Here is a 23,298-nt window from a genome sequence, read left to right as displayed (position 1 = left end):
GAACTTAATGCTCTGTTTTATGGATAAATTCCTGTTCAAACTGCCTTGCGGTAATGGGTTTGCCGTAGAGGTAGCCTTGGCCTAAATCGCATTCTTCATTACGAATAAAGGTATCTTGTTCTAGGGTTTCTACCCCTTCGGCGATTACCTCTAAATTCAATTTCTTGCCAATGGCGATAATCGCCTTAGTTAACTCCCTATCTTGTTCGTTTTCTTCGAGTTTATTGATAAAACAGCGATCGATTTTTAAGGTATCGAAGGAGTATTTTTGTAGATAACTTAAGGAGGAATAGCCAGTGCCAAAGTCATCTAGGGAGATGCGGATACCGAGTGCTTGCAGTTTTTGGATGGCATTGTGGGCTAAGTGTTCGTCCTGCATTAGCATGCCTTCGGTGATTTCAAGCTCTAGGGCTGTGGGTGGCATTTGGTACAGTGCTAACAGATCGGCGATATGCTCGACAAAGCGGGGATTACGCATCTGAATGGGAGAGATGTTAATGGCAATTTTAAAGTCGTGCTGGAGGGCTCTGCACCATTTGGCGGCTTGGGAGAGGGCCGTGTGCAGTACAAAGTTGCCAATATCGATAATCTGGCCATTACGTTCTGCTAGGGCAATAAATCTGTCGGGGGCGACATTGCCAAGGATGGGATTATGCCAGCGCAGCAGGGCTTCGGCACCGATCACAGTCTTGGTCTTTAAATTGATAAAAGGTTGATAATGTAGGCTTAATTCATTTTTGTTCAGGGCGTCGATTAAGTGCGACTCGAGTTGATAACGTTGGCGCAGTGCCGATTGAACATCTTGATTGAAAAAATTATAGGCAGAACCTTCAGCTTTGCTGATTGTCATCGCCGCCCCCGCTTTTTGCAATAACACCACGGCATCTATCCCATCGCTGGGGGCCTGCGCTATGCCAATGCTCGATGGGATAGTGATCACAAAATCTGCGACGCCAAAAGGGGTGTTACAGCAGTTCATGATCTGATTGATGAGTTTGTTGACCTCGGTATGTGGTGAAGCGTGGGACTGAACTATTACAAATTCGGCGCCGGCGATGCGGGATACAAAGGTATTTTCATCGGCATAATGCTGTAAACGCTGGCTGAGAATGGTGAGAATTTTATCGCCAATCAAGTAGCCATAACTGTCGTTGATCGATTTGAAATTGCGCAATCCCACGTAGAGGACAGAAATATTTGCCTTGGAGTGAGTTTCTTCAAGCATACGCGAGAGGTTATTAATCAAGGTGATACGGTTTGGTAGACCCGTCAGTGGATCGTAACTTTTATGATATTCCAAGGAGCTTTCGGTGGAGGTGCGGGTTTCGATTTCACGGATCAGTTTAACGCTAAGCTCAGCCAGTTCATGGGTGCGTTGTTGGACGACTTGCTCGAGCTGCTGATTATGGGTTTGTAGTTTAGCCTGCTGAAACAGCGTGACTAAGTTAGCTTCAATCCCATTTTGAAAACGGCTGAGCAAACTACGGAACTGTTTACTGTAGTGATGCTCCTTGCTGTCTAACATGCAGATAGTGCCAAAGGCGGTGTTATCGGGCCAGCGCAATGGCAGGCCACAATAGGCGATCATGCCGAGTTTAATATCAGGGTTTTTATCCCAATTTTTATCTTTAAGTGCATTAGGAATATGCAGTTCTCTGCATTCTTTCATTACTGTTTCGCAGTAGAGCCCATGGCCTAAACTGTCTTTATCATGTGGTTTATAGGGGTTACCTAGGCTATGGCTGGAGGCAAAGACTTCTATGTCGGATTGATGTACCCGCATGATAAGTGCCGCGGGGGTATCGACTATTTCAGAGAGTAAATCTAAGGTTTGCTGCCAGTTCTCGAGCATTGCTGGCGGAACTATGATTCCGTCGGTATCGATAGCAATGTCGGCGAATATCCGTTTTTTTTGAGATTGCTGAAGGGCGATATGGTAAGGCATGGGTGCTCAATCCTAGAGGCGCAATGTTATTTATAAACTATAGCCTTTTTGTCAGTGATTCGAATTTTTTACCTAAATTAAGTTGGCTCAGATGACGGGCTGATATGGTAAAAGGCCTTAAGTTTTCGATAAGAATCCTCCATTACCCTAATACTAGATGTTCAGAGAATAGGGTTTTGTAGTGATTAACCATTTGAAAAATAATAGTGAAATGACGTTTTTTCGCTTTGCTAAGGGCTATTTATTTACCCCATTTATGGTTTTTGCGGTGATCATTTTTGGGCTTGAATGGACCCATGCCGATATGAAAATGGCGAGTATGTTGTTTCAGTGGCAGGGCGGTGTCGATTCTTGGCCATTAAGAGGCGATTGGATAACGGAAAATCTTCTGCATGTTGCGGGACGTAACTTAGTGATCTTGCTGGCCCTAGTGGTGGTGATGGGGATTGTGTTAAGTTTTCGTCGCGATGTTATTCGCCCCTATCGCAAGGGATTGATCTATCTATTCTGTAGTGTGCTTGCCAGCGTATTATTGGTGCGTATTGGCAAGAGCCTAACCCATATGACCTGTCCATGGGATGTGGTGGAGTTTGGTGGCCGGCTGATGCACTCCTCCCTATTTGCCCGTTTACCCGAAGGGGCTGAGTTTGGGCAATGCTTTCCTGGTGGTCATTCGAGTGGCGGCTTTGCTTGGGTTGCGACTTATTATGTACTGAAACAATATCATCCCCGCTATGCCAAAGTAGGGTTAGTGTTTGGGTTGCTACTAGGTGTGGTTTTTGGGATTGCACAGGAGCTGCGCGGCGCCCATTTTTTAAGCCATGACTTATGGAGTCTTACGGTTGCTTGGACCTGTGCAAGCCTATTGTATTACGGCTTTTTCCTCCGTGCGACCAAGGTGCAGAGCGTTAATTTTGTCCATAGTGTCAGTATGATTAATGCTAAATAGTCGAACCTAGTTATGCCCGCTTCATAGCAGAGCGGGCCTTGTGAGATTGATGTGGTCGCCTTAGTGTTCTTAAGACTTAAAATCTAAAATCGAAGCGAATATCCCCTTGGCGTAAGCGCAGTTTTTCATCCAGCAGGTGATTTTTTTCGTTGAGCAGCACATTTTTTTGTTTTAAGAGTGCGGCTTTGTCGGTGAGATTATTCAATTTATTATCGATACTGCCAATTTCACTGTCGATGGCATATAAGCGTTCGGCGATTTCGGCTAAGCGTTGATTCACTAAATATTGCTCATATCCTTGGTTATAACGTTCTACAAATTGATTATTGCTACAGACCCCATAGTAATGTTCCCCCGCTAATCCTACGCGATAACCATTTTCGGGGAGGCAATAATTAATGAGCCCCTGCTGGTATCCTTGTTGCCACTGCGCCGCATCCACCTTGAGATTAAATTCGTGGCAATCCTTTTGGTATTGATTGAGTTGCGACGCCGTAGCCCCACGATTACCGTCCGCCAGTCCGAGGGAGTACCAATCACTACTACGACATTCTTCGAGTGAGAGACTCGTGCATTGGGTTAAAGATAGGGCGAATAATGCCAGGGCCAACTGTAAATAACGCATTCAATACTCTCAAGGGATAAAAGGCGATCAGAATAATGCTTCGGGAAGGTGAAGCCAAGCGATGAAAGCAGAGTCGAGATAAGTGCTCGGCATCAAGGTGATTACAATGTGCGGTATATTCCCTATGCGCTTTATGGCGGTAAGCCCCATTGCCCCGTTTGCGTTGGTTTTGGTAGTCTAACGACTGTGTTTGGGCGGGCGCTGTAGAATCGAGGGAACTTCAACTCGATTCTGTCAATTATAAGCAAGCATGGGATAATTTAAGGTTAATTTTCAGTATGTTTGTTGACTTCAAACCAAGATAAATCTGCTATTGTGTTGTTGCCCTAGGTGCTTTAGTTTTTACTTAAATTTAATTAATCATTTTTTCCTATTTTCGCTAGGAGTCCGCTTTTTTATGAAGATTTGTCCGCAGTATTCCATCTCAAGCCTAAGTAAGGTATAAGGGCGCTATGAAAACTCCGAAACGAATCCAACCTCTGGTTGATGAAGGACTGGTCGATGAGGTCATCAGCCAGTTAATGAGCGGTAAAGAGGCAACTGTGTACGTGGTACGCAGTGGTGAGGATATTCGCTGCGCCAAGGTTTATAAAGAAGCGGACAAACGCAGTTTTAAGCAGGCGGTGCTGTATCAAGAAGGCCGCAAAGTCCGTAACAGTCGTCGTGCCCGTGCGATGGAAAAAGGCTCTAAATTTGGTCGCGATCAAATGGAAGAAGCCTGGCAAAGCGCCGAGGTCGATGCACTTTATCGGCTCGCTAACGCAGGCGTCCGGGTGCCGACGCCCTATGGCTGTTTCGATGGTGTTCTCTTAATGGAGTTAGTCACCGATGCCGAAGGCAATGTGGCCCCTCGTTTAAATGATGTGACCCTGTCTGCCGAAAAAGCGGTTCGCGACCACACTCTGGTGATGACCTATGTCAAACGTATGCTCTGTGCGGGTTTAGTGCACGGTGACTTATCTGAGTTTAACGTCTTAGTCGATAGTGAAGGCCCAGTGATCATCGATTTACCCCAAGCGGTCGACGCGGCGGCGAATAATCATGCTAAATGGATGTTAGCTAGAGATATCAATAATATGACTCAGTATTATGGTCAGTACGCCCCCGAATTATTAAAGACGCAGTATGCCAAGGAGATGTGGGCCCTGTTTGAAGCGGGTGAATTAAAACCCGATACCCTGCTCACGGGTGAGTTTACTGAGGTGCTTGCCGAAGCGGATGTCAGTTCAGTGTTAGAAGAGATCCAAGCGGCTTATGAAGAAGCGCAGGAACGGAAGATGCGTATCCAAGAAGCGAATGAAGATTATTAGTCGTTCGGATCTGATTGAAATAGGTTGTTCCCATTAACACCAATCACAGCCTTCCTTGGCGCGCCACACTCACTATAGCGCTAGATCTTCATTGATCCCGTGAATAAAAGGGCAAGACCCAAGAGGGTAATATGCTAGTGACTTGGGGGAGCACAATTCACATATTTGATCTTGGGGGAGATAACTCCCTCTAAAGCCTTGCCAAAACCTTGGCATTCTCTCTGTATTGATACTTAACCTATTAACACTTAAATGACTTCCCAACCTTGGTTGGGTTAGCAATTAATGTGGATGACAAGGCCGGACGAAAAAGGGCGCTGTTATTATTTTTGTTAGCACATCTTTTATATCGTTAGCGTTATCAGCAGGGCGATATGCCATCCTGTCCGGCCTTGTCTATTTGGGCTCCAATAGGAATGTAAACATTAGCCTATGGTGCGTAATTCATTGTTAAGCTGTTTAATTTTTTTCTGCAGCTGGGCGATCTCACCCATGAGAGCACATTCTCTTTGCTGTGGTTGTAAGTCGCTTTCCCTTACCCATTGGTACACGGCTTTAGCCGAAATCCCATATTGGCGAGCCACATCCGAAAGTAAACGTCCCTTCACTTTCACTTCGGAAATGACATTGAGCTTGAGACTATTGTCGATGATTCCCATGTGCTGTCCCTCTTTACTGCGTTCTAACGATATTCGATCTAATGGCGTTGATGTTTCCCTAGTGACTAACGACGCTGCTCTAAATCCCACTGGCTATATCCAACGTGGCGTAGATAAATCCATTCATGGCGACACAGTTCAATCAATTTCATCATGCTTTTCATCTTTCCTCCTCAACACCTATGACCTAAACCTAAGATTTAAACCTAAGACTTAAACTTAAGACCTAAGGTATTTTTCCTTGATTAACATATCTAAGTGTACCGCTAGACAACTGCGATAGGGTCATCGCTTCTTCTTACCTATTTAGTAGTATGTAAAATTCGTGCCAATATTCTAATTTTTTATTTTTGTATAAAAATCATTATTTTATGTATTTGTTTAAAACTGCTTAAGTTTTTACGCTTGTCAAAAACGGTGCAAAGTGCACTATTTCAGGGCTTAGCAAAGGGGAGGGCGTCGTGCGGCTTATGGAGGCTTTTATGAATGATCTCTGTATCTTTGCTGACTAAATTACCGATTAGCGGCTACAGGCTGAGATTAATGATTGTCTCTAAGGAGAATGCTTATATACTGCGTTTTTTGAATGTTCAGTGGCTGCTTATCTATGCCATTCGTCGTGAATTTTTACCTTCTTTGTGGACATTCACAGTCATCAATCATGTTATGAGGTCATTAATGATGAAGCGTTTTCAAGCCAGTTCATTTACACCAACTAAGCTCACTATAGCGGCGCTTATCGGTGGATTATTGGTATCCGGTTGTACAACAGTGAATCCCTACACTAATGAACAACAAACCGCTAAGGCGACGACTGGGGCCTTAATTGGCGCCGTTGCCGGAGCGGCCGTAGGTGTCGCTTCTTCTAGCAAGAGCGACCGCGGCAAAGGTGCCTTAATTGGCGCTGCATCTGGTGCGGCCGTTGGCGGTGGCATTGGTTACTATATGGATGTACAAGAAACGAAATTGCGCCAACAACTCGCATCAACAGGGGTAAGCGTAACCCGCAATGGTGACAATATTATTCTTAATATGCCCAACGAAGTGACCTTTGGTGTAGATCAAACCGAGCTAAGTGACGGCGCTAAGCGTGTGCTAAATTCTGTAGCCGTGGTGGCAAAGGAATACAGTAAGACCCAACTTAACGTATTAGGCTATACCGATAGCAGTGGCTCGGACTCTTACAACTTGCGTCTGTCGCAGGTACGTGCGAGTGAAGTGGGTAATTACTTGATGGGCAAAGGTGTAGCTTCGGCTCGAGTGAAGTCGCAGGGTATGGGTGAAGCAAGCCCTATCGCCTCCAATGCGAGCGCCGAAGGCCGTGCACAAAACCGCCGTGTTGAAATCGTATTAACGCCAACGGGTTAGTAGACCAGTTAATTATCATGCTTATTGCTAAAAGTCGCCTGCGGGCGACTTTTTTGTGTCCCTCACAGTTGCCTTTGACGATGAGCGCGCCACCGCTTGTAATGGGACTATTTGTCCTATCCGCCACTTAATTTGAGTGATCCGTCCCCCAATCACACCACAGCGATTTGCCTTAGCATGAGTTCAACTTGATCCCTTTCTCGATTTCACGTTCTGTATGGGGATAAGTCACACGAATGACTTTTAGCGCCTAAAGGAGAATATGACTATGATAAGCAAAAATGTGTTACTAGCCTTGAGTTTAAGCCCTGTAATCATGGCTGCTGCAGTGCAAGGAGTACCGATGAAAACCGAAGTGACCACAGGAGTCGCACCGATTGAACTGCGCGCCGCTGGCAGCTTAAAGGCGGCGATGAACGATATTATTACCGCTTATCAAGCCGAGTCACAAGTGAGTGTTGCCGCGCAATATGCGCCATCTGGCTTACTATTAACACGAATTAAAGAGGGCGAAAAAGTCGATATCTTTGCCTCGGCGAATATGAAGCATCCGCAGGCGTTAGTGGATTCGGGTCAGGGGCAAAAGGTGCAAATGTTTGCTCGTAATCAACTCTGCGCTATTGCCCAGGACAATGTTCAAGTGACGAGTGCGACGCTACTCGATACCTTGTTAGATCCTAAGGTTAAAGTCGGCACCTCAACGCCGAAAGCCGATCCCGCGGGCGACTATGCCTGGGCCGTTTTTGCTAAGGCTGAGGCGGTAAAGCCCAATGCGAAAGCTGCGTTAGAGGCTAAAGCATTACAACTGACTGGTGGCCCTGAGAGTGCTAAGCCACCGAAAGATCGCAATCCCTATGGCTGGGTGATGGAAAACAAGCAAGCGGATGTGTTTTTAACCTATTGCACTAATGCTGTGTTGGCGAAAAAAGAAGTACCAAGTCTACAAATCATTGACTTACCGACGGAACTCGCCGTAGGCGCCGACTACGGATTAGTGGTTTTGCAAGGTGCTAATACTGCTGCCACGCCGTTAGCTGAATTTATTCTCTCCGCAAAAGGCCAAGCAATTCTAAGCAGCTATGGTTTTCAGCCCCCTAAAAAATAGTTTTATTTCGGTTTTCAGCGGGATAAAAAACGGCATCCTTTCGGTGCCGTTTTTGTTATTAGTTCAAATTGCTAGTGCATCAATTCATCAATTCATCAATTCATCAATTCATCAATTCATCAATTCATCAATTCATCAGTTCATCAGGTACAGCGTCGCTAAACCGAGGAAGGCGAATAAGCCGATCACATCGGTGACTGTGGTGAGTACCATGCCGCCAGCGAGTGCAGGATCGATTTTAAGTCGTTTTAATATCAATGGAATACTCGCGCCTGCAAGCCCGGCAATGGTCATATTAATCAGCATGGCACCACCGATAAGGCTGGCGAGTGCTAAGTCATCCTTCCAGACGAGTACCGCGATAAACACCAGAATCGACCACATCAAACCATTGAGGAAACCAATGGCGAGTTCTTTGCCGATCAGCCAGCGGGCGTTACTTTGGCCTATATGTCCAAGGGCAATACCGCGGATAACGAGTGCGAGGGTTTGATTGCCCGCCACACCACCCATGCTTGGAACTATGGTCATTAAAATCGCGATGGTGGCAAATTGCTCGATTGTTCCCTCAAACATATTACTGACCGAAGCGGCGAGCAGGGCGGCGAACAGATTGATCGTCAACCAGAGCGAGCGGCGAAAGGTACTTTTAAGCACTGGGGCGAAGGTGTCCTCGTCGTCGTCCATCCCCGCCATTCCCATCATGGAATGCTCGGCATCTTCACGGATCACATCGACCACATCGTCAATAGTGATACGCCCGAGTAATTTGCCCTCGCTATCCACCACGGGTGCCGATATCCAGTCGTGGCGCTCAAATAACTGCGCGACTTCACTGTCGGGCATGTTAACGGGAATACTCTCGATATCCGTGTCGATAATGCTGCTGATATGGGTATTGGGATCGCAGGTAAGCAGATCCGCAAGCCTAACACCGCCGAGCACTTTGTCCTGTTTATCGACAACATATAAGGTATCTGTGGTATCGGGCAGACTGCCACGTTGGCGCAGATAGCGCAGCACAACGTCGATATTGACATCGGGCCTGAGCGTCACAGTATCCGTATTCATTAGGCTGCCCGCCGTTTCATCCGGGTAAGACAGTGCTTGCTCAACGCGCTGGCGATTTTGCTGGCTCATGGATTGCAACACTTGCTTATACACAGTGTCTGGCAAACTGCGCAGAATATAGGCGAGATCGTCAGTGTCCATACTGGCGGTTGCTTTAGCGACTCGTTCCGGGCTCATGGCTCTGATCAAGGGATCTTTTAGCTCTTCGCTCAACTCATCGAGAATATCGCCTAACAGTTCTTGGTCAATCAGTTGCCACAGCACCTGCCTCGCCTTTGGGGGCGAAGATTCGAGGATCAGGGCAATATCGGAAGGAGCCATGTTTTGCAGCATTTGCCGCACATGGACAAACATACCGCTACTAAGGGCTTGACTCAGTTGGTCGAGGCGTTGCCCAACTTGATGGCTGTCAGAAGCTTCTACGGGCATTTATCCTCCATTGCATTGTGAACCTGTGGCCTACCAGCTTTGGAACTTCAACCATGTTGAGCAGATATCTGGTAAAAGAACAAAAGTATCATATTGTAATTGAGCGGGATGGATAAGGTCGAGTGACAAATGAAGCTGGTGAGAATTGATTTCAAATCATTGAAATAAAAACTGAAATTTAAGCCAAGATATTGCTAGTAAACCCTAAATTTTAGGGTTAGCAAGCTTCGTCAAACTTAGCGTCAATGAGCGCACAAATGGCATCGAGGGCGGGCGCGGCATCTGGGCCTTCGGCAATCAGTTTAATGGTTTTACCCATGCCAGTTTCGAGCATCAATAAGCCGAGCACACTGGCGGCTGAGGCCTGTTTATCACCTTGGATTAACGTGATAGTCGCATCAAACTCCGATGCCAGCACCACCAATTTAGTGGCGGCGCGGGCGTGTAAACCGAGTTTATTGCAAATGGTGACTTGGCGCTCAAGCTTTGGCATGGCTCAACTCTCGATGACGCGCATTCACTTTATGTTTGCCATTGCTAAAACGTTTGGCGAGCTGTTCGGCCACATAAACCGACCTGTGTTGCCCACCCGTGCAGCCGATCGCTATGGTGAGATAACTTCGATTATTGCGTTCTAAATGGGGCAGCCAAGTTTCGAGCAGATTTTCAATTTGCCAGATGAACTTATTCACCAGTGGCTGGCGATTTAAAAACTCGGCGACCGGTTCATCTAGGCCTGTAAGGGGGCGTAGTTCCGGTTCCCAATGGGGATTTGGCAGAAAGCGCACATCGAACATAAAGTCGGCTTCGCTGGGCATGCCGTGTTTAAAACCAAAGGACTCGAAGTTGATCACTAATTCCTTATCGACACTGCCGAGCAAAATCTGCCTGACCTGATCGCTTAACTCATAGATATTCAAGTTCGATGTATCTATGTAGTGATCCATTTGCTGGGATAGGGGTTCGAGCAGTTTGCCTTCGAGCTTAATGGCTTCTTGCAGTGAGACACGGCTCTTAGATAAAGGATGTAAGCGGCGGGTCTCGCTATAGCGTTTAAGCAGTATCTTATCGCTAGAATTGAGGAAAAAGCTGGTTAGCTCGGTGCCCTCGGGGAGACTGGCAAGCTGTTGAACCAGCACTTTATCTTGCTCTGGCAGGTTACGCACGTCGACACTGATGGCGACGAGATCGTTACTGCCCTTGAGCTGTTCAAGCAGGCTGCCAATCAGCGGCAAGGGGAGATTATCGACACAGTAGTAGCCGAGATCTTCAAGCACTCTTAGTGCGACAGATTTGCCTGAGCCCGAGCGCCCTGACACTATGACCAGTTTCATCCAGTGATTACCTGATAGAGTTCCGTTTCATCATGCGTCTTGCGCAATTGTTTCAATACTTGTTTGTCACTGAGCTTTTCGGCCATACAGGACAAAGTACTTAAATGCTGCTGACATTGATCAGCAGGGACAAGCAATGCAAATAAAATATCGACAGGTTGCTTATCGATAGCATCGAAGGCTATCGGCTCCTCACATTTTACGAGTATCGCAATGGGTTGTGTTATATCGGTTAATCGACCATGTGGAATGGCGATACCGTTACCTATACCTGTGCTCCCCATCTTTTCGCGCGCCACAAGGCTTTCGAATATCTCTTGAGATGAGAGGGTGGGGTACTGGGCAGCGGCTAAGTCACTGATGAGTTCCAGTACCTTTTTCTTACTGCCCGGAGTGGCGCAGGTAGTGCACTCCGGCCGCAGTATGGTACAAAGTTCCATGGTTAGTGTTTTGTTAACTTCTCTTTGTGTTTAATAACCTGACGGTCAAGTTTGTCTATCAGGACGTCTATGGCAGCATACATGTCTGCATGCTCTGAAGTTGCAAAAACTTCACCACCGGTGAGGTTAATTCTCGCTTCGGCAATTTGTTGCATTTTCTCAACATTGAGCACAACGTGCACATTATTGATCTGTTCGAAATGACGTTCAAGTTTTGAAAACTTTTCCTCTACATATGCCCGTAACGATTCAGTAATCTCTATATGGTGTCCACTTAGGTTTATTTGCATAGAAACGTCCTCCGATATCCACTGTAGGCTATAAACTTTTACGCTGATTAGAAGGGGGAATAAGCATAGCTTCTCGATACTTCGCAATGGTTCTGCGGGCTACGTTTATCCCCTGTTCTGCCAGAAGTTGCGCCATCTTGCTGTCGCTTAATGGTTTTTTCTGGTTTTCCGCGGCAACCAGTTTCTTGATGAAGGCTCTGATTGCGGTGGATGAGCACTCGCCGCCATCGTCGGTCCCGACGTGGCTTGAGAAGAAGTATTTTAGTTCAAAAAGTCCCTTAGGGGTATGCATGTATTTTTGTGTGGTCACCCGAGAAATGGTGGACTCATGCATTTCAACGGCTTCGGCAATATCATTGAGCACCATAGGCTTCATCGCCTCTTCACCATATTCGAAGAAACCCTGCTGATATTGGACGATACAGTTCGCCACCTTGAGCAGAGTCTCGTTGCGGCTCTCTAAGCTTTTGATAAACCACTTGGCTTCCTGCAGATGGCCACGGATAAACTGGCTATCGGCTTGGCTCTTAGTGCTGCGAGCCATAGCAGCATATTGCTGATTGACATTGATTTTTGGCATGCAATCTGGGTTTAGCTCCACCACCCAGCGGCCATTTTTCTTCGAGACTGAGACATCGGGGATGACATATTCTTCATCCACTGGCGTGATCAATAAGCCCGGACGAGGGTTGAGCGTCTGGATCAGGGCAATGCCGTCCCTTAATTCATCTTCTTTGAGTCTTGTCTTACGCATTAACAGTCTAAAATCGCGGGCGGCGATCAGATCTAAATGATCTCTGATCAACATGCGGGCGTTTTCGAGGTGCGGTGTATCCGGTGAGAAATGGGATAGCTGGATAAGCAGGCATTCGCTTAAATCCCTCGCGGCCACGCCAACGGGGTCGAAGTGCTGAATACGTTTAAGCACGGCCTCAACTTCATCCAGTTCAATTTCTGGATTGCCCATGGCTTCGAGAATATCTTCGGTGCTTTGGGTGAGATAACCTTGATCGTCAATGGCATCAATAATGGCGGTAGCGATCGCTAAATCTGTCTCAGAAAAGGGCGTGAGATTTTTTTGCCATTCTAAATGTTCGTATAGGCCTTCGCTGGTTTCACCTTGGAAGGGCATATCGTCTTCACGGCTGCCACCTGGACCCGAGTTCGGTGAGGCGGTAAAGACTTCATCCCAAGTGGTATCCATGGGGAGTTCGTCCGGCATGGACTCTTTAGTCAAAGACTCCGCCGTGTCGACCGTAGAGCTATCCTGTTCGGGCGGCAGAGTGCTGGACTCGCTGAAATCTGTGTCTGCTATGGTCTGGTTGCGTTCGCTAGGTGCGTCAAATTGCTCCTCTTCCAGCTCGAGAAGAGGATTAGAGTCTAAGGCTTGCTGGATCTCTTGCTGCAGTTCCAATGACGATAGTTGCAACAGACGAATGGCCTGCTGTAATTGTGGCGTCATAGTTAACTGTTGACCCAGTTTGAGCTGGAGTGACGCTTTCATGTTACCGCTGATCCCTAGGTTATTATTTTAGAATGAGGTCGCTTGTTATCATTATGAAGGGAGCCGGATGATGTTAAATTTAATGATCATTGGCTCCATTTCAGTAACTATAGCCTGAATTGTTCACCTAAGTACACAGCCCTAACTTGCTGATTGTCTAAGATCTCTGCGGGTGTGCCTTCGGCGATCAGGTTTCCGTGACTCACGATATAGGCATGTTCACATACATCTAATGTTTCGCGCACATTGTGGTCGGTGATCAAGACACCCAGTCCACGGCTCTTAAGTTGCTCGATAATTTTTTTAATATCGATAACTGAAATCGGGTCTACACCGGCAAAGGGTTCATCGAGCAAAATAAACTTAGGGTTGGCGGCAAGGGCTCTGGCTATCTCCACTCTGCGACGCTCACCACCGGACAATGACATGCCCTGGCTGTCGCGAATATGGGTGATATGGAACTCTTCGAGTAAGTGCTCCAATTCTTCCTCGCGCTGCTCAGCCTTTAGCTCTTTACGGGTTTGCAGTACCGCCATGATATTGTCGTGCACTGTGAGTTTACGAAAGATACTGGCTTCCTGTGGCAGGTAACCAATCCCTTTACGAGCACGCAGGTGCATAGGGTCGGCAGTTAAATCGTCATCGTCGATAAAGATATGGCCCTTATCGCTTTTAACTAGCCCGACTACCATGTAGAAAGTGGTTGTTTTGCCGGCACCATTCGGGCCGAGTAGGCCAACGACCTGACCCGTTTTGACCGTTAGGCTGACATCTTTAACGACTTGGCGGCTCTTATAGCTCTTCGCCAGATTTTGTGCTCTTAGGGTGATCTGGGTCATTTAGAGTCCTGCTGTTTCTTCACAGGTTTATCCACCGGGGTTTCTGGCTTGGCATCATCTTGATAGCTTTCGGGTTGGATGATAGTGATCACCCGATCATTGCCGCTGCCCGTGCTTTCAGCGATGAGTTTTTGCTGAGTGATGTTGTAACGGATGAGATTTCCCGTCACTTGGCTACCCGCTTGATCTAGGGAGGCAGATCCCGTCAGCGTTAGGGTGCGAGTCGCCATTTCGTAGCGAATTTCTTTCGCGCTGGCGGAGGCGGGGCGACCATCGTCTAAAATTTGGGTATAAGTTGCAGGATTACCCGTGGCCACCAAAATTTTACTGCTTTCACCCTCTGCCGAAAATGCGCGCAGCTGTTGTGCATTGATTTTAATCGAGCCCTGGGTGACTTCTACCGGGCCAAAGAAGATGATTTGGTTGTTTTTAATATCCGCCGTTTGGCTCACAGCCTTGATTTTTACTTCTTGCTTTAGATCATCCACTTTTGCGAAGGCGCCCATGCTTATCATTAGCATTAGGCTGGCAAGTAATACGTTATTTTGCTTCATAGGTTCCTACTACCTGACTGGTCAATTGCACTTCCTGCGCGTTTAGGTCGGCATAAAGGCCTTGCCCTTGAATATGAAAATCTTTCCCTGTGACATAAATGATACGGTCTGAGGTCATTATCATAGTATTGAGATCGAGTTCCAGAAAACTGGTGGACAGGGTCTGTATCGGCTCCTGCGAGTTAATGGCATCGATAATAACATTATTTTCTAATACAACCTTGCCGGTATTTTTATTGAGCCGACCTTGATCTGCCCGAACCTGCCATTGTGCTTTACCTTGGTCGGGGTAGACAAGGTATACGGGTTGCGTGAAGAAGGTTTGGTTCTTTAGCTCGTAGTGCTCCATGTGCTTCGCCGTGACGCGGCTATTCACTTGGCCCTGATCGTTAAATTCAACGCTGTGTAGGTCTTCGATTATGTAATCGGGTCTGTCAGTGTTGCTCAAACTACCATCCGTATCACCACCACGCTTTTGTTGCACTTGCCAATAGAGGATAAGTGCGGTGCCAAAAAAGGCGATGATGGCGAGGGTCACACGACTCATATACTCATCCCGTGTGCCGTGGTGAACTTATTCTGGCTAAGCAACAACAAGTCGGTTAATTCCCTGAGTGCGCCGTGACCGCCGTTGAGGTTGGTGACTAAATGGGCGTGTTGGCGTACATAGGGATGACCATCGGCGACACTGACGGCTAGGCCGACAAGATTCATCACCGGCAAATCGACAATATCATCACCTATATAGGCGACTTCTTCAGGTGAGACATTATAGAGCGCTAACAGTTCTTCATAGGGTTCGAGTTTATTATCAACCCCTTGATAAATATGGGTGACGCCCAGCGCCGTCATGCGGTTTTCAACAATTTTAGATTGACGCCCCGTGATCACGGCGATGTTGAAACCGCTGGTTAACAGTGAGCGCACGCCGTAACCATCACGGGTGTGAAAGGCTTTAAGCTCTTCCCCCGAGTTACTTAAATAAATGCGTCCATCGGAAAACACGCCATCGACATCACAGATGAGCAGTTTAATCTTTTGTGCCCTTTGCCACACATCATCACTGATGGGGCCATAAAATCCTTGCTGTGGCATTAAATCACTCCCGCTTTAACCATGTCGAGCATGTTGAGTGCACCGATAGGATGGTGGTCTTTGTCTATCACTATCAGGCCGTTGATATTTTTCGAATCCATCACTTGCAGTGCTTGTGCCGCGAGTACGTTGTCGGTAATTGTGACACAGTTTCGGGTCATCACGTCGGCAATCGGTGTGGTGCGCAGATTGACTTGTGCATCAATCACTCGGCGTAAATCACCGTCGGTGAAAATCCCGACCAACTTCTGTTGTTCATCGATAATCGCCGTCATTCCTAGGCCTTTTTTGGAGATTTCATACAGGGCTTCGGTGATGCAAATATCGTGATTAACCAGTGGTAAGTCGTCACCGCGGTGCATCACATCGCTGACTTTTAACAACAATTTGCGCCCCAGCGCGCCCCCTGGATGGGACATGGCAAAATCTTCCCGGGTAAAGCCTTTGGCCTGAAGCAGGGCGATAGCGATAGCATCACCCATCACTAAGGTTGCAGTGGTACTCGATGTTGGGGCAAGCCCGAGTGGGCAGGCTTCTTCCGGTACTTCAATACATAAATGAATTTTAGCCAAGCGCGCCATATTGGAATCAGGTTTACCTGTCATGGCGATCACTGGGATAGCCTTGCGCTGGATCACTGGCATTAAGGTGAGGATTTCACTCGACTCGCCGGAGTTGGAAATCGCTAAAATAATATCGTTGTCGGACAATACGCCTAAATCGCCGTGGCTGGCTTCCCCTGGATGTACAAAGAAGGCTGGCGTCCCCGTGCTGGCGAGGGTGGCGGAAATTTTATTGCCAATATGGCCGGATTTGCCCATGCCCATAACAATAACTTTGCCAGTACAGTTGAGGATCAGTTCGCACGCCTGTGCAAATTCGGCGGAATCCACGTACTGATATAGATTGTCTAGGGCCGACTTTTCAATGTCGATAACGTTGCAGCCCCACTGGCGTAGTTGTGATTGGTCTACCATGTCTATCTCTCTTCTTGCATTGTCTTTGTCGCCCCATTGATGGGATTGGAATAGCACAATTTGGTACGCGATAAAGATGATAAAAAAATTGGGCGTCCTGCCAGGGTTAGGTTGCTCTTAGGCTATTTTTCTAGTTAGGTGCATGTCTATCATATCTAACCAGCCTATTGCGGCAGGCTAGTGTTAAGGCGTTTGCGCGTCAAGTAGCCTATGGCTAATGGCTCAGAATAGCCTGTTTAGTGCCCCAATGTCTTGAGCAGTATCATCGTCTTTGCCGTTTATGCCGATGAAATCATTCTATAGGGCCAGCCGCCTTGCCATGGCCTCTTCGAATATGACCGCCAGGGTTAGTTTTTGCATCCTTTGCCGCCGGTCAGGATACAGTGCTATTTAGCGATGAATTAAACGGCGATGACCAATTTCATAACCCACTGGAAAACATTAAGTAACATTTTACCCTGAGGGATCGGAAACTTCGCGCGCATTTTCGCTGGAAATGAGGCAAATTGAAAGTATCGCAGGACGATAGTGTCGATTCGGTTGTAGGTTAAAGCGCAATTACGTACAATTTGCGGCTCTTCGATTGGTCTGCATCAGGAAGGCGCAGATCACCTCTTTTCAAATATCGGAATCAAGCATGACTCAAGAACAAACGCCGTTGGTTGAGATCCGTCATTTGGGGTTTAGCCGTGGCCAACGTGTCATATATGAAGATATTAGCCTGTCTATTCCTAGGGGCAAAGTGACCGCCATCATGGGGCCGAGCGGTATTGGTAAAACCACATTATTAAAGTTAATCGGTGGTCAGCTCACTCCCGACCATGGGCAAGTATTGTTTGATGGTCACGATGTGCATGGCGTGAGTCGTAATGAGTTATTCGAATTACGTAAACGCATGAGCATGTTGTTCCAAAGTGGTGCTTTATTTACCGATATCAATGTCTTCGATAACGTGGCCTTTGCCCTGCGTGAACATTCTGGCCTACCCGAAGAAATTATTCGCACTATTGTGCTGATGAAGCTTGAGGCAGTCGGGCTGCGTGGGGCGGCGCAAATGATGCCTAGTGAATTATCCGGCGGTATGCAGCGCCGTGCAGCATTGGCTAGAGCTATCGCCCTTGAGCCAGAAATGGTCATGTATGATGAACCTTTTGCTGGGCAAGATCCTATCTCTATGGGCGTGTTAGTGAAGCTTATCCGTGAATTGTCCGATGCGCTTAACCTCACCTCGATAGTGGTCTCCCACGATGTGGATGAAGTGCTAGGGATTGCCGATTATGTCTATGTGGTTGCAGATAAAAAGGTTATCGCCCATGGTACACCTGAGCAGCTGAAATATGCGGATAACCCGCAGCTTAAACAATTTATTCAAGGGGCGCCGGACGGTCCTGTCCCATTCCATTATCCAGCGAATAATTATCAGCAAGAATTGATGGCAAAAGGAGTTGGCAAGTGAAGTTATTAGACAGTATTGCCGACTTAGGTCGCGGTGCGATTGAGCTAGTGCTCGGTTTTGGCCGTGCGGGCCTTATGCTGTGGGGCGCGATTTTTCGCTGGCCACGCGTGCGTAAAGGTTTTCCATTATTAGTGCGCCAGATCTATGTGGTCGGCGTGCAATCTATGGTGATCATCTTAGTGTCAGGCCTCTTTATCGGCATGGTTTTGGCGCTGCAAGGCTACAACATCTTAGTCGGTTTTGGGACAGAGGAAAGCCTAGGTCCCATGGTGGCTTTGAGTTTGTTACGTGAACTTGGGCCCGTGGTCACTGCATTGTTATTTGCCGGACGTGCGGGTTCGGCATTAACCGCTGAAATCGGTTTAATGAAGAGTACCGAGCAGCTCTCAAGTTTAGAAATGATGGCTATCGACCCATTAAGACAAATTATTGCGCCACGCTTTTGGGCAGGGGTTATCAGTATGCCACTGTTAGCCTTGATGTTTACCGCTGTGGGTATCTATGGCGGTCATTTAGTGGGCGTGGAATGGAAAGGGATAGATAACGGTGCCTTCTGGTCGATTTTACAGGCATCGGTAGAATGGCAAAAAGATATAGTTAACTGCTTGATCAAGAGCGGTGTCTTTGCCGTAGTGGTCACTTGGATTGCCCTTTATCGTGGTTATCAAGTGATCCCTAACCCTGAAGGAATTAGCCGGGCAACGACATCGACCGTAGTGCAATCAAGCCTCGCCGTACTGGCATTGGATTTTTTACTGACAGCCCTGATGTTTGGCCGCTAACGGAACACTGCGGATTTCGACACAGGTTAAATGGATTAATAGAGTGGTAACTGAGCATGTTGACACGAAAAATTGAATTATTAGTGGGTGTGTTTCTTTTAACGGGTTTAGCCGCCTTCTTGGTATTGGTGTTTAACGTCGCCAATATCGAGGTGAAAACCAGCGACAGTAGCTACACCTTAACGGCCAATTTCACTAATATTGGCGGCCTTAAAGTGCGCTCTCCGGTCAAAGTGGGCGGGGTTGTGGTTGGACGGGTGAGTAATATTGACCTCGATCCAGTCAAACTGGTGGCCGTCGTGACGATTGTGATGGACAAACGTTACGATAAATTCCCAGAAACCAGTAGTTTAGCTATTTTGACTTCGGGTTTGCTTGGAGAGCAATTCCTCGGTTTAACCCCAGGGTTTATGGATGACGATGTGGGCATGCTTAAGGATGGCGATAAGATTGACGATACTCGCTCAGCCTTAGTATTAGAGGACCTGATTGGTCAGTTTTTATATAGTATGGGTTCAAAGGATAAATAGGGGTTACCACTATGTTTAAAAGCTTATCTCGCTTTTTACTGCCGTTAGTGATGGTTTTTACCGCGGCGAATACTATGGCAGCCGATGCCACGATTAACACTATGGATCCTTATGCCATGGTGAAAGCCGCTGCGAATAAAACCTTCGATCGTTTCCACCAAGATAAGGCCTTAATCGATGCCGATGCGGATCATCTAAAGGTGATTGTGCGCGAAGAATTAATGCCATACGTCGACTATAAATATGCCTCTTACAAAGTATTAGGCCAGTATTTGAAGGAGTCTACCGAAGATCAACGCAATCGATTCGTCACAGCCTTCGAGGGATATTTAATCTCTACCTACGCACAGGCATTTACCGAATACACTAATCAGAAAGTTGAATTTTCACCCGGTGTCGATTTTAGCAACGAGAAAATTGTCGACGTTAACGTGCAGATCATCGAAGCGGGTCGTCCACCGATAAAGTTATTGTTTAAAGTGCGTCGTTTGAAGGATGACTCATGGAAAGCGTTTGATTTAGTGGCTGAAGGCGTGAGTTTGCTGTCATCTAAGCAATCTGAAATCTCTAACCTTATCCGCCAACAGGGGATTGATCCCGTGATTAAGATGCTTGAAGAGCGCACTAAAGAAAAAGTGGTTAAACAATCTAAATCAGGGAAGTAATCGCGGTGGTTGAATTTGTGCAGCAGGGCAGAGTGTGTCATCTCAAAGGACGCCTTTCACAGGCGCAAGTGATAGCGCTGTGGCCGCAGAGACAAAGTTTGCTCGAAAAACAGACGCAAGTGTTGTCTTTGTCAGAGCTTGAATATAGTGATAGCGCCGGAGTGGCTTTTTTGTTGGCCTTAGTGCGTGCCCATCACTCGCCCCTGGCACTTGATTCAGCCTCGGAGCAACTTAAAAAACTAATTGATTTATACGATTTACAGTGCTTCTTTACCGAAGAAGCACTTTGAAAACAAGGTAATAGATTTATGGAATGCAGCTTAATAGAACAGATTTTACGTGATGCGTTAGCGCTTGATGAAGTTCACGCTAGCTCCGATGGCAGCCATTATAAAGTGATCGCCGTGGGCGAATGTTTCGATGGTATGAGCCGAGTCAAACAGCAACAAGCCATTTATGCACCGCTAACGGCACACATTGCCAGCGGTGAATTACATGCATTAACGATTAAAACTTTCACGCCGACTCAATGGAAACGCGAAAAAGTTTTCAACATGCCTAGCTAGTGAGGAAAAGTGGATAAATTAACGATTCAGGCAAGCCCTCCGCTTGCCGGTGATGTGATCATTTCTGGTGCCAAAAATGCGGCCCTGCCTATTCTGATGGCGGGCGTATTGGCCGAAACCGACTTTGTGGTTTCCAATGTGCCGAATCTGCGCGATGTGAGCACTAGCTGTAAATTATTACGCTGCCTAGGCGCCGAAGTGACCGAGCTTGGCGACGGACAGATCCGCATTTCGACCACTAATCTGAATGAGTTTTGTGCTCCCTACGATCTAGTGAAAACTATGCGCGCTTCTATCTTGATCTTAGGGCCGTTATTGGCCCGTTATGGTACCGCTGACGTTTCATTACCGGGCGGCTGCGCCATTGGTGCGCGTCCAGTGAACTTGCACTTACATGGCCTCGAAATGATGGGCGCCAAGATTGAAGTGAAAGAAGGTTATATCAAGGCCCGTGTCGATGGACGTCTTAAGGGCGCACATATTTTCATGGACATGGTGAGTGTTGGCGCGACCGAAAACCTACTAATGGCGGCGGCATTGGCCGATGGCGAAACCGTGATTGAAAACGCGGCCCGCGAACCTGAAGTGATCGATCTGGCTAATTGCTTAATTGCCATGGGCGCAAAAATTACCGGAGTAGGCAGTGCAACCTTACGTATTCAAGGGGTTGAGCGTTTACAGGGCTGCAATTACCGCGTGATGCCAGACCGTATCGAAACCGGTTCATTTCTGGTTGCAGCGGCGGTGACCCGTGGCCGTATTCGCTGCCTAAAAGCCGATCCAGCTTCATTAGAATCCGTTATCGCGAAACTTGAAGATGCGGGCGCTAAGATCACCACAGGTGAAGATTGGATTGAGCTTGATATGCAAGGTAAGCGTCCAAAGGCCGTGAATATCAAGACGGCGCCTTATCCTGGCTTCCCAACCGATATGCAAGCGCAGTTCTGCGTGCTCAATGCGTTAGCACAAGGTACAGCAACCATTACCGAAACCATCTTCGAAAACCGCTTTATGCATGTGCCAGAACTTATCCGTATGGGCGCAACCATGGAGCTTGAAGGCAATACCTGCATTATCCAAGGCATTGAGTCTTTGAGTGGTGCGCAGGTAATGGCCACCGATTTACGCGCGTCAGCGAGTCTAGTGATTGCGGGCCTAGTGGCCGATGGCAAGACAATCGTCGATCGTATCTATCATTTAGATCGTGGCTATGAGCATATCGAGCAGAAATTCCAAGGATTGGGCGCGCATGTAGAGCGTGTGCAATAACATTTGCTTAGAACTAGCTCCTAATAAAAAACCAGCCAAGTGCTGGTTTTTTATTGCGCGCAATTTGTTCAGCTAAAAAGGAAATGGACAGAAGTGCGTTAGATTTAATGCACTAAAGGTGAGTAATAGCATTTAGATTCGTTGGCTGATATCCACTAACGCAGGCTTGCCATGGTGTTCACTCTCCGACACGCAGCAAGTCCATCCGTGGATGCTCGACCGCCCCGTCCATGGGGCGGACGGTCGTCTCGCTAATCACCATGGCTAGCCTTTTTAGCACTAGCGTAATCTGTAAGTTTTAAAGAAATACACAGCACGTTTTGGGACAAAAGCCTGCTGCGTTTTGCGCGGAATTATCTTCATTTCGGATAAACAAAAATAATCCCAAGCGCTGAATCGTGAGCAGTTATGAGCCTAAGGATGTAACGCTTGGCTTGATGCTTTGCCTTTACACCATTTCCCGCTGTTGTGCTGCTTTTTAAACTCGCACATGCTATCCCAACGGCCACTTATACCACTGTATTGACGGCGAAATTCTTTGGCTGAAGTCAACCAAGCATCGAGCGCAATGCCTAGTTCATTGAGTAGTTTGGGTCGTTGATTATCGATATAGCCTTTTTTATCAAGGCGGATGGCTCTGCCTGTCCAATCAATCAGTTCCAGATAATCGGCAAAATGAAACGGAATGCCCGTTTGCTGACTTAGATGTGTTGAACCATCAAATTTAGCAAGGGATTGGTGTGTTGTTTGCGCTCGTTTATTGGCAGATTGAGCCAATGTGCTAAGTGAGTCAAAATCGTCATCTTGCGGGTCTAGCGAGTTAATCCGCTCTTGAATCGATGTAAAATCAGAGGATTGCAAAGAGTCAGCAATGCCCGCTCGAATTGGATTTAAATCCACATACATCATGCACGCCAGCAAAGCTTGTTCATCCAATAATGCTTGCGACTTAAACCTCCCTTCCCAAAAGGCGCCTTTGCACTCATCTTCACGATTGGCCTTACGGGCAATTTCTTCATTTAAACAGCGCATAAACCAAGAGATACTGCTCAATCGCTCATGCCACTCGGCAAGTAAGCCATCGAGTAACATGACTTCACCGTCGATCAAAGCATCACCATTCATATACTTAGTGGCGACGGCATGGCCTTTAGTGATTTGACACCAGCGGCTGATAATGTCTTTGGGGGTTAGCGATTTGGCCTTCTCAAGATCAATTTTAAGCACTAAATGATAGTGGTTACTCATCACTGCATAAGCGCAGATATCAATGCAAAAAATCGCAGATAATGCCTTGATTTTATCCACAATCCAGCCACGCCTATGCTCGTAATTGCGGCCAGTGAGTTTATCCTCACCACATAAAAAAGCCCTACGAACACAGCGATTTATCACATGATAGAAAGGCGTCGCATTGGCATCAATTAACTGTCTTCTGGCCGAGGTCATCACAAACTCCACACAGACAAAATCAGGATAGTTTAAAGCCTAGTAGAAGATGCTGAAAAACACAAAAAGATATGGCTGTCCTTGCCT

Annotated in this window: 26 protein-coding genes; 11 read left to right on the top strand and 15 right to left on the bottom strand. The window is 47.1% G+C overall.

Annotated elements, in window-relative coordinates:
* Positions 1-4 precede the first annotated feature (4 nt).
* Positions 5-1,945, bottom strand: coding sequence for an EAL domain-containing protein (locus JFT56_RS16875; protein WP_198781147.1), 1,941 nt, complete (start codon positions 1,943-1,945; stop codon positions 5-7).
* Positions 1,946-2,156: 211 nt separating this feature from the next.
* Between JFT56_RS16875 and JFT56_RS16870 the strand changes: the two genes are divergently transcribed.
* Positions 2,157-2,894, top strand: a complete 738-nt coding sequence (locus JFT56_RS16870) for a phosphatase PAP2 family protein (protein ID WP_198783619.1) — start codon at positions 2,157-2,159, stop codon at positions 2,892-2,894.
* A 76-nt stretch (positions 2,895-2,970) separates the two neighbouring features.
* Here JFT56_RS16870 and JFT56_RS16865 read toward each other — a convergent pair whose 3' ends face one another.
* Positions 2,971-3,519 (bottom strand): DUF2799 domain-containing protein, encoded by a 549-nt coding sequence (locus JFT56_RS16865; RefSeq protein ID WP_198781146.1) that lies wholly within the window; start codon positions 3,517-3,519, stop codon positions 2,971-2,973.
* A 452-nt stretch (positions 3,520-3,971) separates the two neighbouring features.
* Here JFT56_RS16865 and JFT56_RS16860 point away from each other — a divergent pair, with 452 nt between their 5' ends.
* Entirely contained in the window at positions 3,972-4,829 is an 858-nt protein-coding gene (locus JFT56_RS16860) for a PA4780 family RIO1-like protein kinase (RefSeq protein ID WP_198781145.1), read from the top strand.
* 425 nt (positions 4,830-5,254) lie between these two features.
* Here JFT56_RS16860 and JFT56_RS16855 read toward each other — a convergent pair whose 3' ends face one another.
* On the bottom strand, positions 5,255-5,488 hold the full coding sequence (locus JFT56_RS16855) for a transposase (protein ID WP_198781144.1): 234 nt from the start codon (positions 5,486-5,488) through the stop codon (positions 5,255-5,257).
* A gap of 678 nt (positions 5,489-6,166) precedes the next feature.
* On the opposite strand from JFT56_RS16855, the gene JFT56_RS16850 reads away from it, so the two are divergent.
* Both JFT56_RS16850 and JFT56_RS16845 read left to right on the top strand, forming a co-directional pair.
* A complete protein-coding gene (locus JFT56_RS16850) occupies positions 6,167-6,856 on the top strand; it encodes an OmpA family protein (protein ID WP_420136030.1) in 690 nt (229 codons plus the stop codon).
* Positions 6,857-7,124: 268 nt separating this feature from the next.
* On the top strand, positions 7,125-7,961 hold the full coding sequence (locus JFT56_RS16845) for a molybdate ABC transporter substrate-binding protein (RefSeq protein WP_198781143.1): 837 nt from the start codon (positions 7,125-7,127) through the stop codon (positions 7,959-7,961).
* Positions 7,962-8,096: 135 nt separating this feature from the next.
* Here the strand turns inward: JFT56_RS16845 and mgtE are convergent, their stop codons facing one another.
* From mgtE to JFT56_RS16790, 11 genes are all read right to left on the bottom strand, one after another.
* The gene (mgtE, locus tag JFT56_RS16840; RefSeq protein ID WP_198781142.1) at positions 8,097-9,461 is read right to left on the bottom strand and encodes a magnesium transporter; all 1,365 of its coding nucleotides are present in this window, start codon (positions 9,459-9,461) and stop codon (positions 8,097-8,099) included.
* 217 nt (positions 9,462-9,678) lie between these two features.
* A complete protein-coding gene (locus JFT56_RS16835; RefSeq protein ID WP_198781141.1) occupies positions 9,679-9,954 on the bottom strand; it encodes an HPr family phosphocarrier protein in 276 nt (91 codons plus the stop codon).
* Positions 9,941-10,795, bottom strand: a complete 855-nt coding sequence (gene rapZ / locus JFT56_RS16830) for an RNase adapter RapZ (RefSeq protein ID WP_198781140.1) — start codon at positions 10,793-10,795, stop codon at positions 9,941-9,943. The genes JFT56_RS16835 and rapZ overlap by 14 nt, the downstream gene beginning before the upstream one ends.
* A complete protein-coding gene (gene ptsN, locus JFT56_RS16825; protein ID WP_198781139.1) occupies positions 10,792-11,235 on the bottom strand; it encodes a PTS IIA-like nitrogen regulatory protein PtsN in 444 nt (147 codons plus the stop codon). The genes rapZ and ptsN overlap by 4 nt, the downstream gene beginning before the upstream one ends.
* Positions 11,236-11,237: 2 nt before the next feature.
* Positions 11,238-11,525: a ribosome hibernation promoting factor gene (hpf, locus tag JFT56_RS16820; protein ID WP_007650503.1), complete on the bottom strand. Its 288-nt coding sequence runs from the start codon at positions 11,523-11,525 to the stop codon at positions 11,238-11,240.
* A 28-nt stretch (positions 11,526-11,553) separates the two neighbouring features.
* Positions 11,554-13,029 carry an RNA polymerase factor sigma-54 gene (locus JFT56_RS16815; RefSeq protein WP_198781138.1) on the bottom strand — a complete coding sequence of 492 codons (1,476 nt, stop codon included), beginning with the start codon at positions 13,027-13,029 and terminating at the stop codon, positions 11,554-11,556.
* Between the two features lie 107 nt (positions 13,030-13,136).
* Positions 13,137-13,868, bottom strand: coding sequence for an LPS export ABC transporter ATP-binding protein (lptB, locus tag JFT56_RS16810; RefSeq protein WP_198781137.1), 732 nt, complete (start codon positions 13,866-13,868; stop codon positions 13,137-13,139).
* Positions 13,865-14,422 (bottom strand): lipopolysaccharide transport periplasmic protein LptA, encoded by a 558-nt coding sequence (lptA, locus tag JFT56_RS16805; protein WP_198781136.1) that lies wholly within the window; start codon positions 14,420-14,422, stop codon positions 13,865-13,867. The genes lptB and lptA overlap by 4 nt, the downstream gene beginning before the upstream one ends.
* Positions 14,409-14,969 carry an LPS export ABC transporter periplasmic protein LptC gene (gene lptC, locus JFT56_RS16800; protein ID WP_198781135.1) on the bottom strand — a complete coding sequence of 187 codons (561 nt, stop codon included), beginning with the start codon at positions 14,967-14,969 and terminating at the stop codon, positions 14,409-14,411. The genes lptA and lptC overlap by 14 nt, the downstream gene beginning before the upstream one ends.
* Positions 14,966-15,517 (bottom strand): 3-deoxy-manno-octulosonate-8-phosphatase KdsC, encoded by a 552-nt coding sequence (gene kdsC / locus JFT56_RS16795; protein ID WP_198781134.1) that lies wholly within the window; start codon positions 15,515-15,517, stop codon positions 14,966-14,968. Before kdsC ends, lptC begins: the two co-directional genes overlap by 4 nt.
* Entirely contained in the window at positions 15,517-16,494 is a 978-nt protein-coding gene (locus JFT56_RS16790) for a KpsF/GutQ family sugar-phosphate isomerase (protein WP_198781133.1), read from the bottom strand. The genes kdsC and JFT56_RS16790 overlap by 1 nt, the downstream gene beginning before the upstream one ends.
* Before the next feature lie 637 nt (positions 16,495-17,131).
* Between JFT56_RS16790 and mlaF the strand changes: the two genes are divergently transcribed.
* The 7 genes from mlaF to murA are packed head-to-tail and all read left to right on the top strand — an operon-like array spanning position 17,132 to position 21,762.
* The gene (gene mlaF / locus JFT56_RS16785) at positions 17,132-17,950 is read left to right on the top strand and encodes a phospholipid ABC transporter ATP-binding protein MlaF (RefSeq protein WP_198781132.1); all 819 of its coding nucleotides are present in this window, start codon (positions 17,132-17,134) and stop codon (positions 17,948-17,950) included.
* Entirely contained in the window at positions 17,947-18,732 is a 786-nt protein-coding gene (mlaE, locus tag JFT56_RS16780; RefSeq protein WP_198781131.1) for a lipid asymmetry maintenance ABC transporter permease subunit MlaE, read from the top strand. Before mlaF ends, mlaE begins: the two co-directional genes overlap by 4 nt.
* 56 nt (positions 18,733-18,788) lie before the next feature.
* Positions 18,789-19,262, top strand: coding sequence for an outer membrane lipid asymmetry maintenance protein MlaD (gene mlaD, locus JFT56_RS16775; protein ID WP_198781130.1), 474 nt, complete (start codon positions 18,789-18,791; stop codon positions 19,260-19,262).
* 11 nt (positions 19,263-19,273) lie between these two features.
* Positions 19,274-19,927: an MlaC/ttg2D family ABC transporter substrate-binding protein gene (locus tag JFT56_RS16770; protein WP_198781129.1), complete on the top strand. Its 654-nt coding sequence runs from the start codon at positions 19,274-19,276 to the stop codon at positions 19,925-19,927.
* Between the two features lie 5 nt (positions 19,928-19,932).
* Positions 19,933-20,217, top strand: coding sequence for an STAS domain-containing protein (locus tag JFT56_RS16765; protein ID WP_198781128.1), 285 nt, complete (start codon positions 19,933-19,935; stop codon positions 20,215-20,217).
* 18 nt (positions 20,218-20,235) lie between these two features.
* A complete protein-coding gene (locus JFT56_RS16760) occupies positions 20,236-20,493 on the top strand; it encodes a BolA family protein (protein ID WP_007650477.1) in 258 nt (85 codons plus the stop codon).
* 9 nt (positions 20,494-20,502) lie between these two features.
* The gene (gene murA / locus JFT56_RS16755) at positions 20,503-21,762 is read left to right on the top strand and encodes a UDP-N-acetylglucosamine 1-carboxyvinyltransferase (protein ID WP_198781127.1); all 1,260 of its coding nucleotides are present in this window, start codon (positions 20,503-20,505) and stop codon (positions 21,760-21,762) included.
* A gap of 414 nt (positions 21,763-22,176) precedes the next feature.
* Here murA and JFT56_RS16750 read toward each other — a convergent pair whose 3' ends face one another.
* Positions 22,177-23,211: a transposase gene (locus JFT56_RS16750; protein ID WP_198781126.1), complete on the bottom strand. Its 1,035-nt coding sequence runs from the start codon at positions 23,209-23,211 to the stop codon at positions 22,177-22,179.
* Positions 23,212-23,298 lie beyond the last annotated feature (87 nt).

Source organism: Shewanella putrefaciens, from assembly GCF_016406305.1.
Taxonomy (GTDB): domain Bacteria; phylum Pseudomonadota; class Gammaproteobacteria; order Enterobacterales; family Shewanellaceae; genus Shewanella; species Shewanella putrefaciens_C.
This window is presented reverse-complemented; position numbering and strand designations above follow the sequence as displayed.

Bases quoted from the DNA above. Each gene is read 5' to 3' on its own strand.
- JFT56_RS16760 (WP_007650477.1), top strand. From the start codon at position 20,236: ATGGAATGCAGCTTAATAGAACAGATTTTACGTGATGCGTTAGCGCTT.
- JFT56_RS16850 (WP_420136030.1), top strand. From the start codon at position 6,167: ATGATGAAGCGTTTTCAAGCCAGTTCATTTACACCAACTAAGCTCACT.
- ptsN (WP_198781139.1), bottom strand. From the start codon at position 11,235: ATGGAACTTTGTACCATACTGCGGCCGGAGTGCACTACCTGCGCCACT.
- lptC (WP_198781135.1), bottom strand. From the start codon at position 14,969: ATGAGTCGTGTGACCCTCGCCATCATCGCCTTTTTTGGCACCGCACTT.
- JFT56_RS16835 (WP_198781141.1), bottom strand. From the start codon at position 9,954: ATGCCAAAGCTTGAGCGCCAAGTCACCATTTGCAATAAACTCGGTTTA.
- JFT56_RS16770 (WP_198781129.1), top strand. From the start codon at position 19,274: ATGTTTAAAAGCTTATCTCGCTTTTTACTGCCGTTAGTGATGGTTTTT.
- JFT56_RS16870 (WP_198783619.1), top strand. From the start codon at position 2,157: ATGACGTTTTTTCGCTTTGCTAAGGGCTATTTATTTACCCCATTTATG.
- JFT56_RS16875 (WP_198781147.1), bottom strand. From the start codon at position 1,945: ATGCCTTACCATATCGCCCTTCAGCAATCTCAAAAAAAACGGATATTC.
- JFT56_RS16815 (WP_198781138.1), bottom strand. From the start codon at position 13,029: ATGAAAGCGTCACTCCAGCTCAAACTGGGTCAACAGTTAACTATGACG.
- JFT56_RS16750 (WP_198781126.1), bottom strand. From the start codon at position 23,211: ATGACCTCGGCCAGAAGACAGTTAATTGATGCCAATGCGACGCCTTTC.
- rapZ (WP_198781140.1), bottom strand. From the start codon at position 10,795: ATGAAACTGGTCATAGTGTCAGGGCGCTCGGGCTCAGGCAAATCTGTC.
- JFT56_RS16865 (WP_198781146.1), bottom strand. From the start codon at position 3,519: ATGCGTTATTTACAGTTGGCCCTGGCATTATTCGCCCTATCTTTAACC.
- JFT56_RS16855 (WP_198781144.1), bottom strand. From the start codon at position 5,488: ATGGGAATCATCGACAATAGTCTCAAGCTCAATGTCATTTCCGAAGTG.
- kdsC (WP_198781134.1), bottom strand. From the start codon at position 15,517: ATGCCACAGCAAGGATTTTATGGCCCCATCAGTGATGATGTGTGGCAA.
- lptB (WP_198781137.1), bottom strand. From the start codon at position 13,868: ATGACCCAGATCACCCTAAGAGCACAAAATCTGGCGAAGAGCTATAAG.
- JFT56_RS16845 (WP_198781143.1), top strand. From the start codon at position 7,125: ATGATAAGCAAAAATGTGTTACTAGCCTTGAGTTTAAGCCCTGTAATC.
- mlaF (WP_198781132.1), top strand. From the start codon at position 17,132: ATGACTCAAGAACAAACGCCGTTGGTTGAGATCCGTCATTTGGGGTTT.
- mlaD (WP_198781130.1), top strand. From the start codon at position 18,789: ATGTTGACACGAAAAATTGAATTATTAGTGGGTGTGTTTCTTTTAACG.
- mgtE (WP_198781142.1), bottom strand. From the start codon at position 9,461: ATGCCCGTAGAAGCTTCTGACAGCCATCAAGTTGGGCAACGCCTCGAC.
- JFT56_RS16860 (WP_198781145.1), top strand. From the start codon at position 3,972: ATGAAAACTCCGAAACGAATCCAACCTCTGGTTGATGAAGGACTGGTC.
- JFT56_RS16790 (WP_198781133.1), bottom strand. From the start codon at position 16,494: ATGGTAGACCAATCACAACTACGCCAGTGGGGCTGCAACGTTATCGAC.
- lptA (WP_198781136.1), bottom strand. From the start codon at position 14,422: ATGAAGCAAAATAACGTATTACTTGCCAGCCTAATGCTAATGATAAGC.
- hpf (WP_007650503.1), bottom strand. From the start codon at position 11,525: ATGCAAATAAACCTAAGTGGACACCATATAGAGATTACTGAATCGTTA.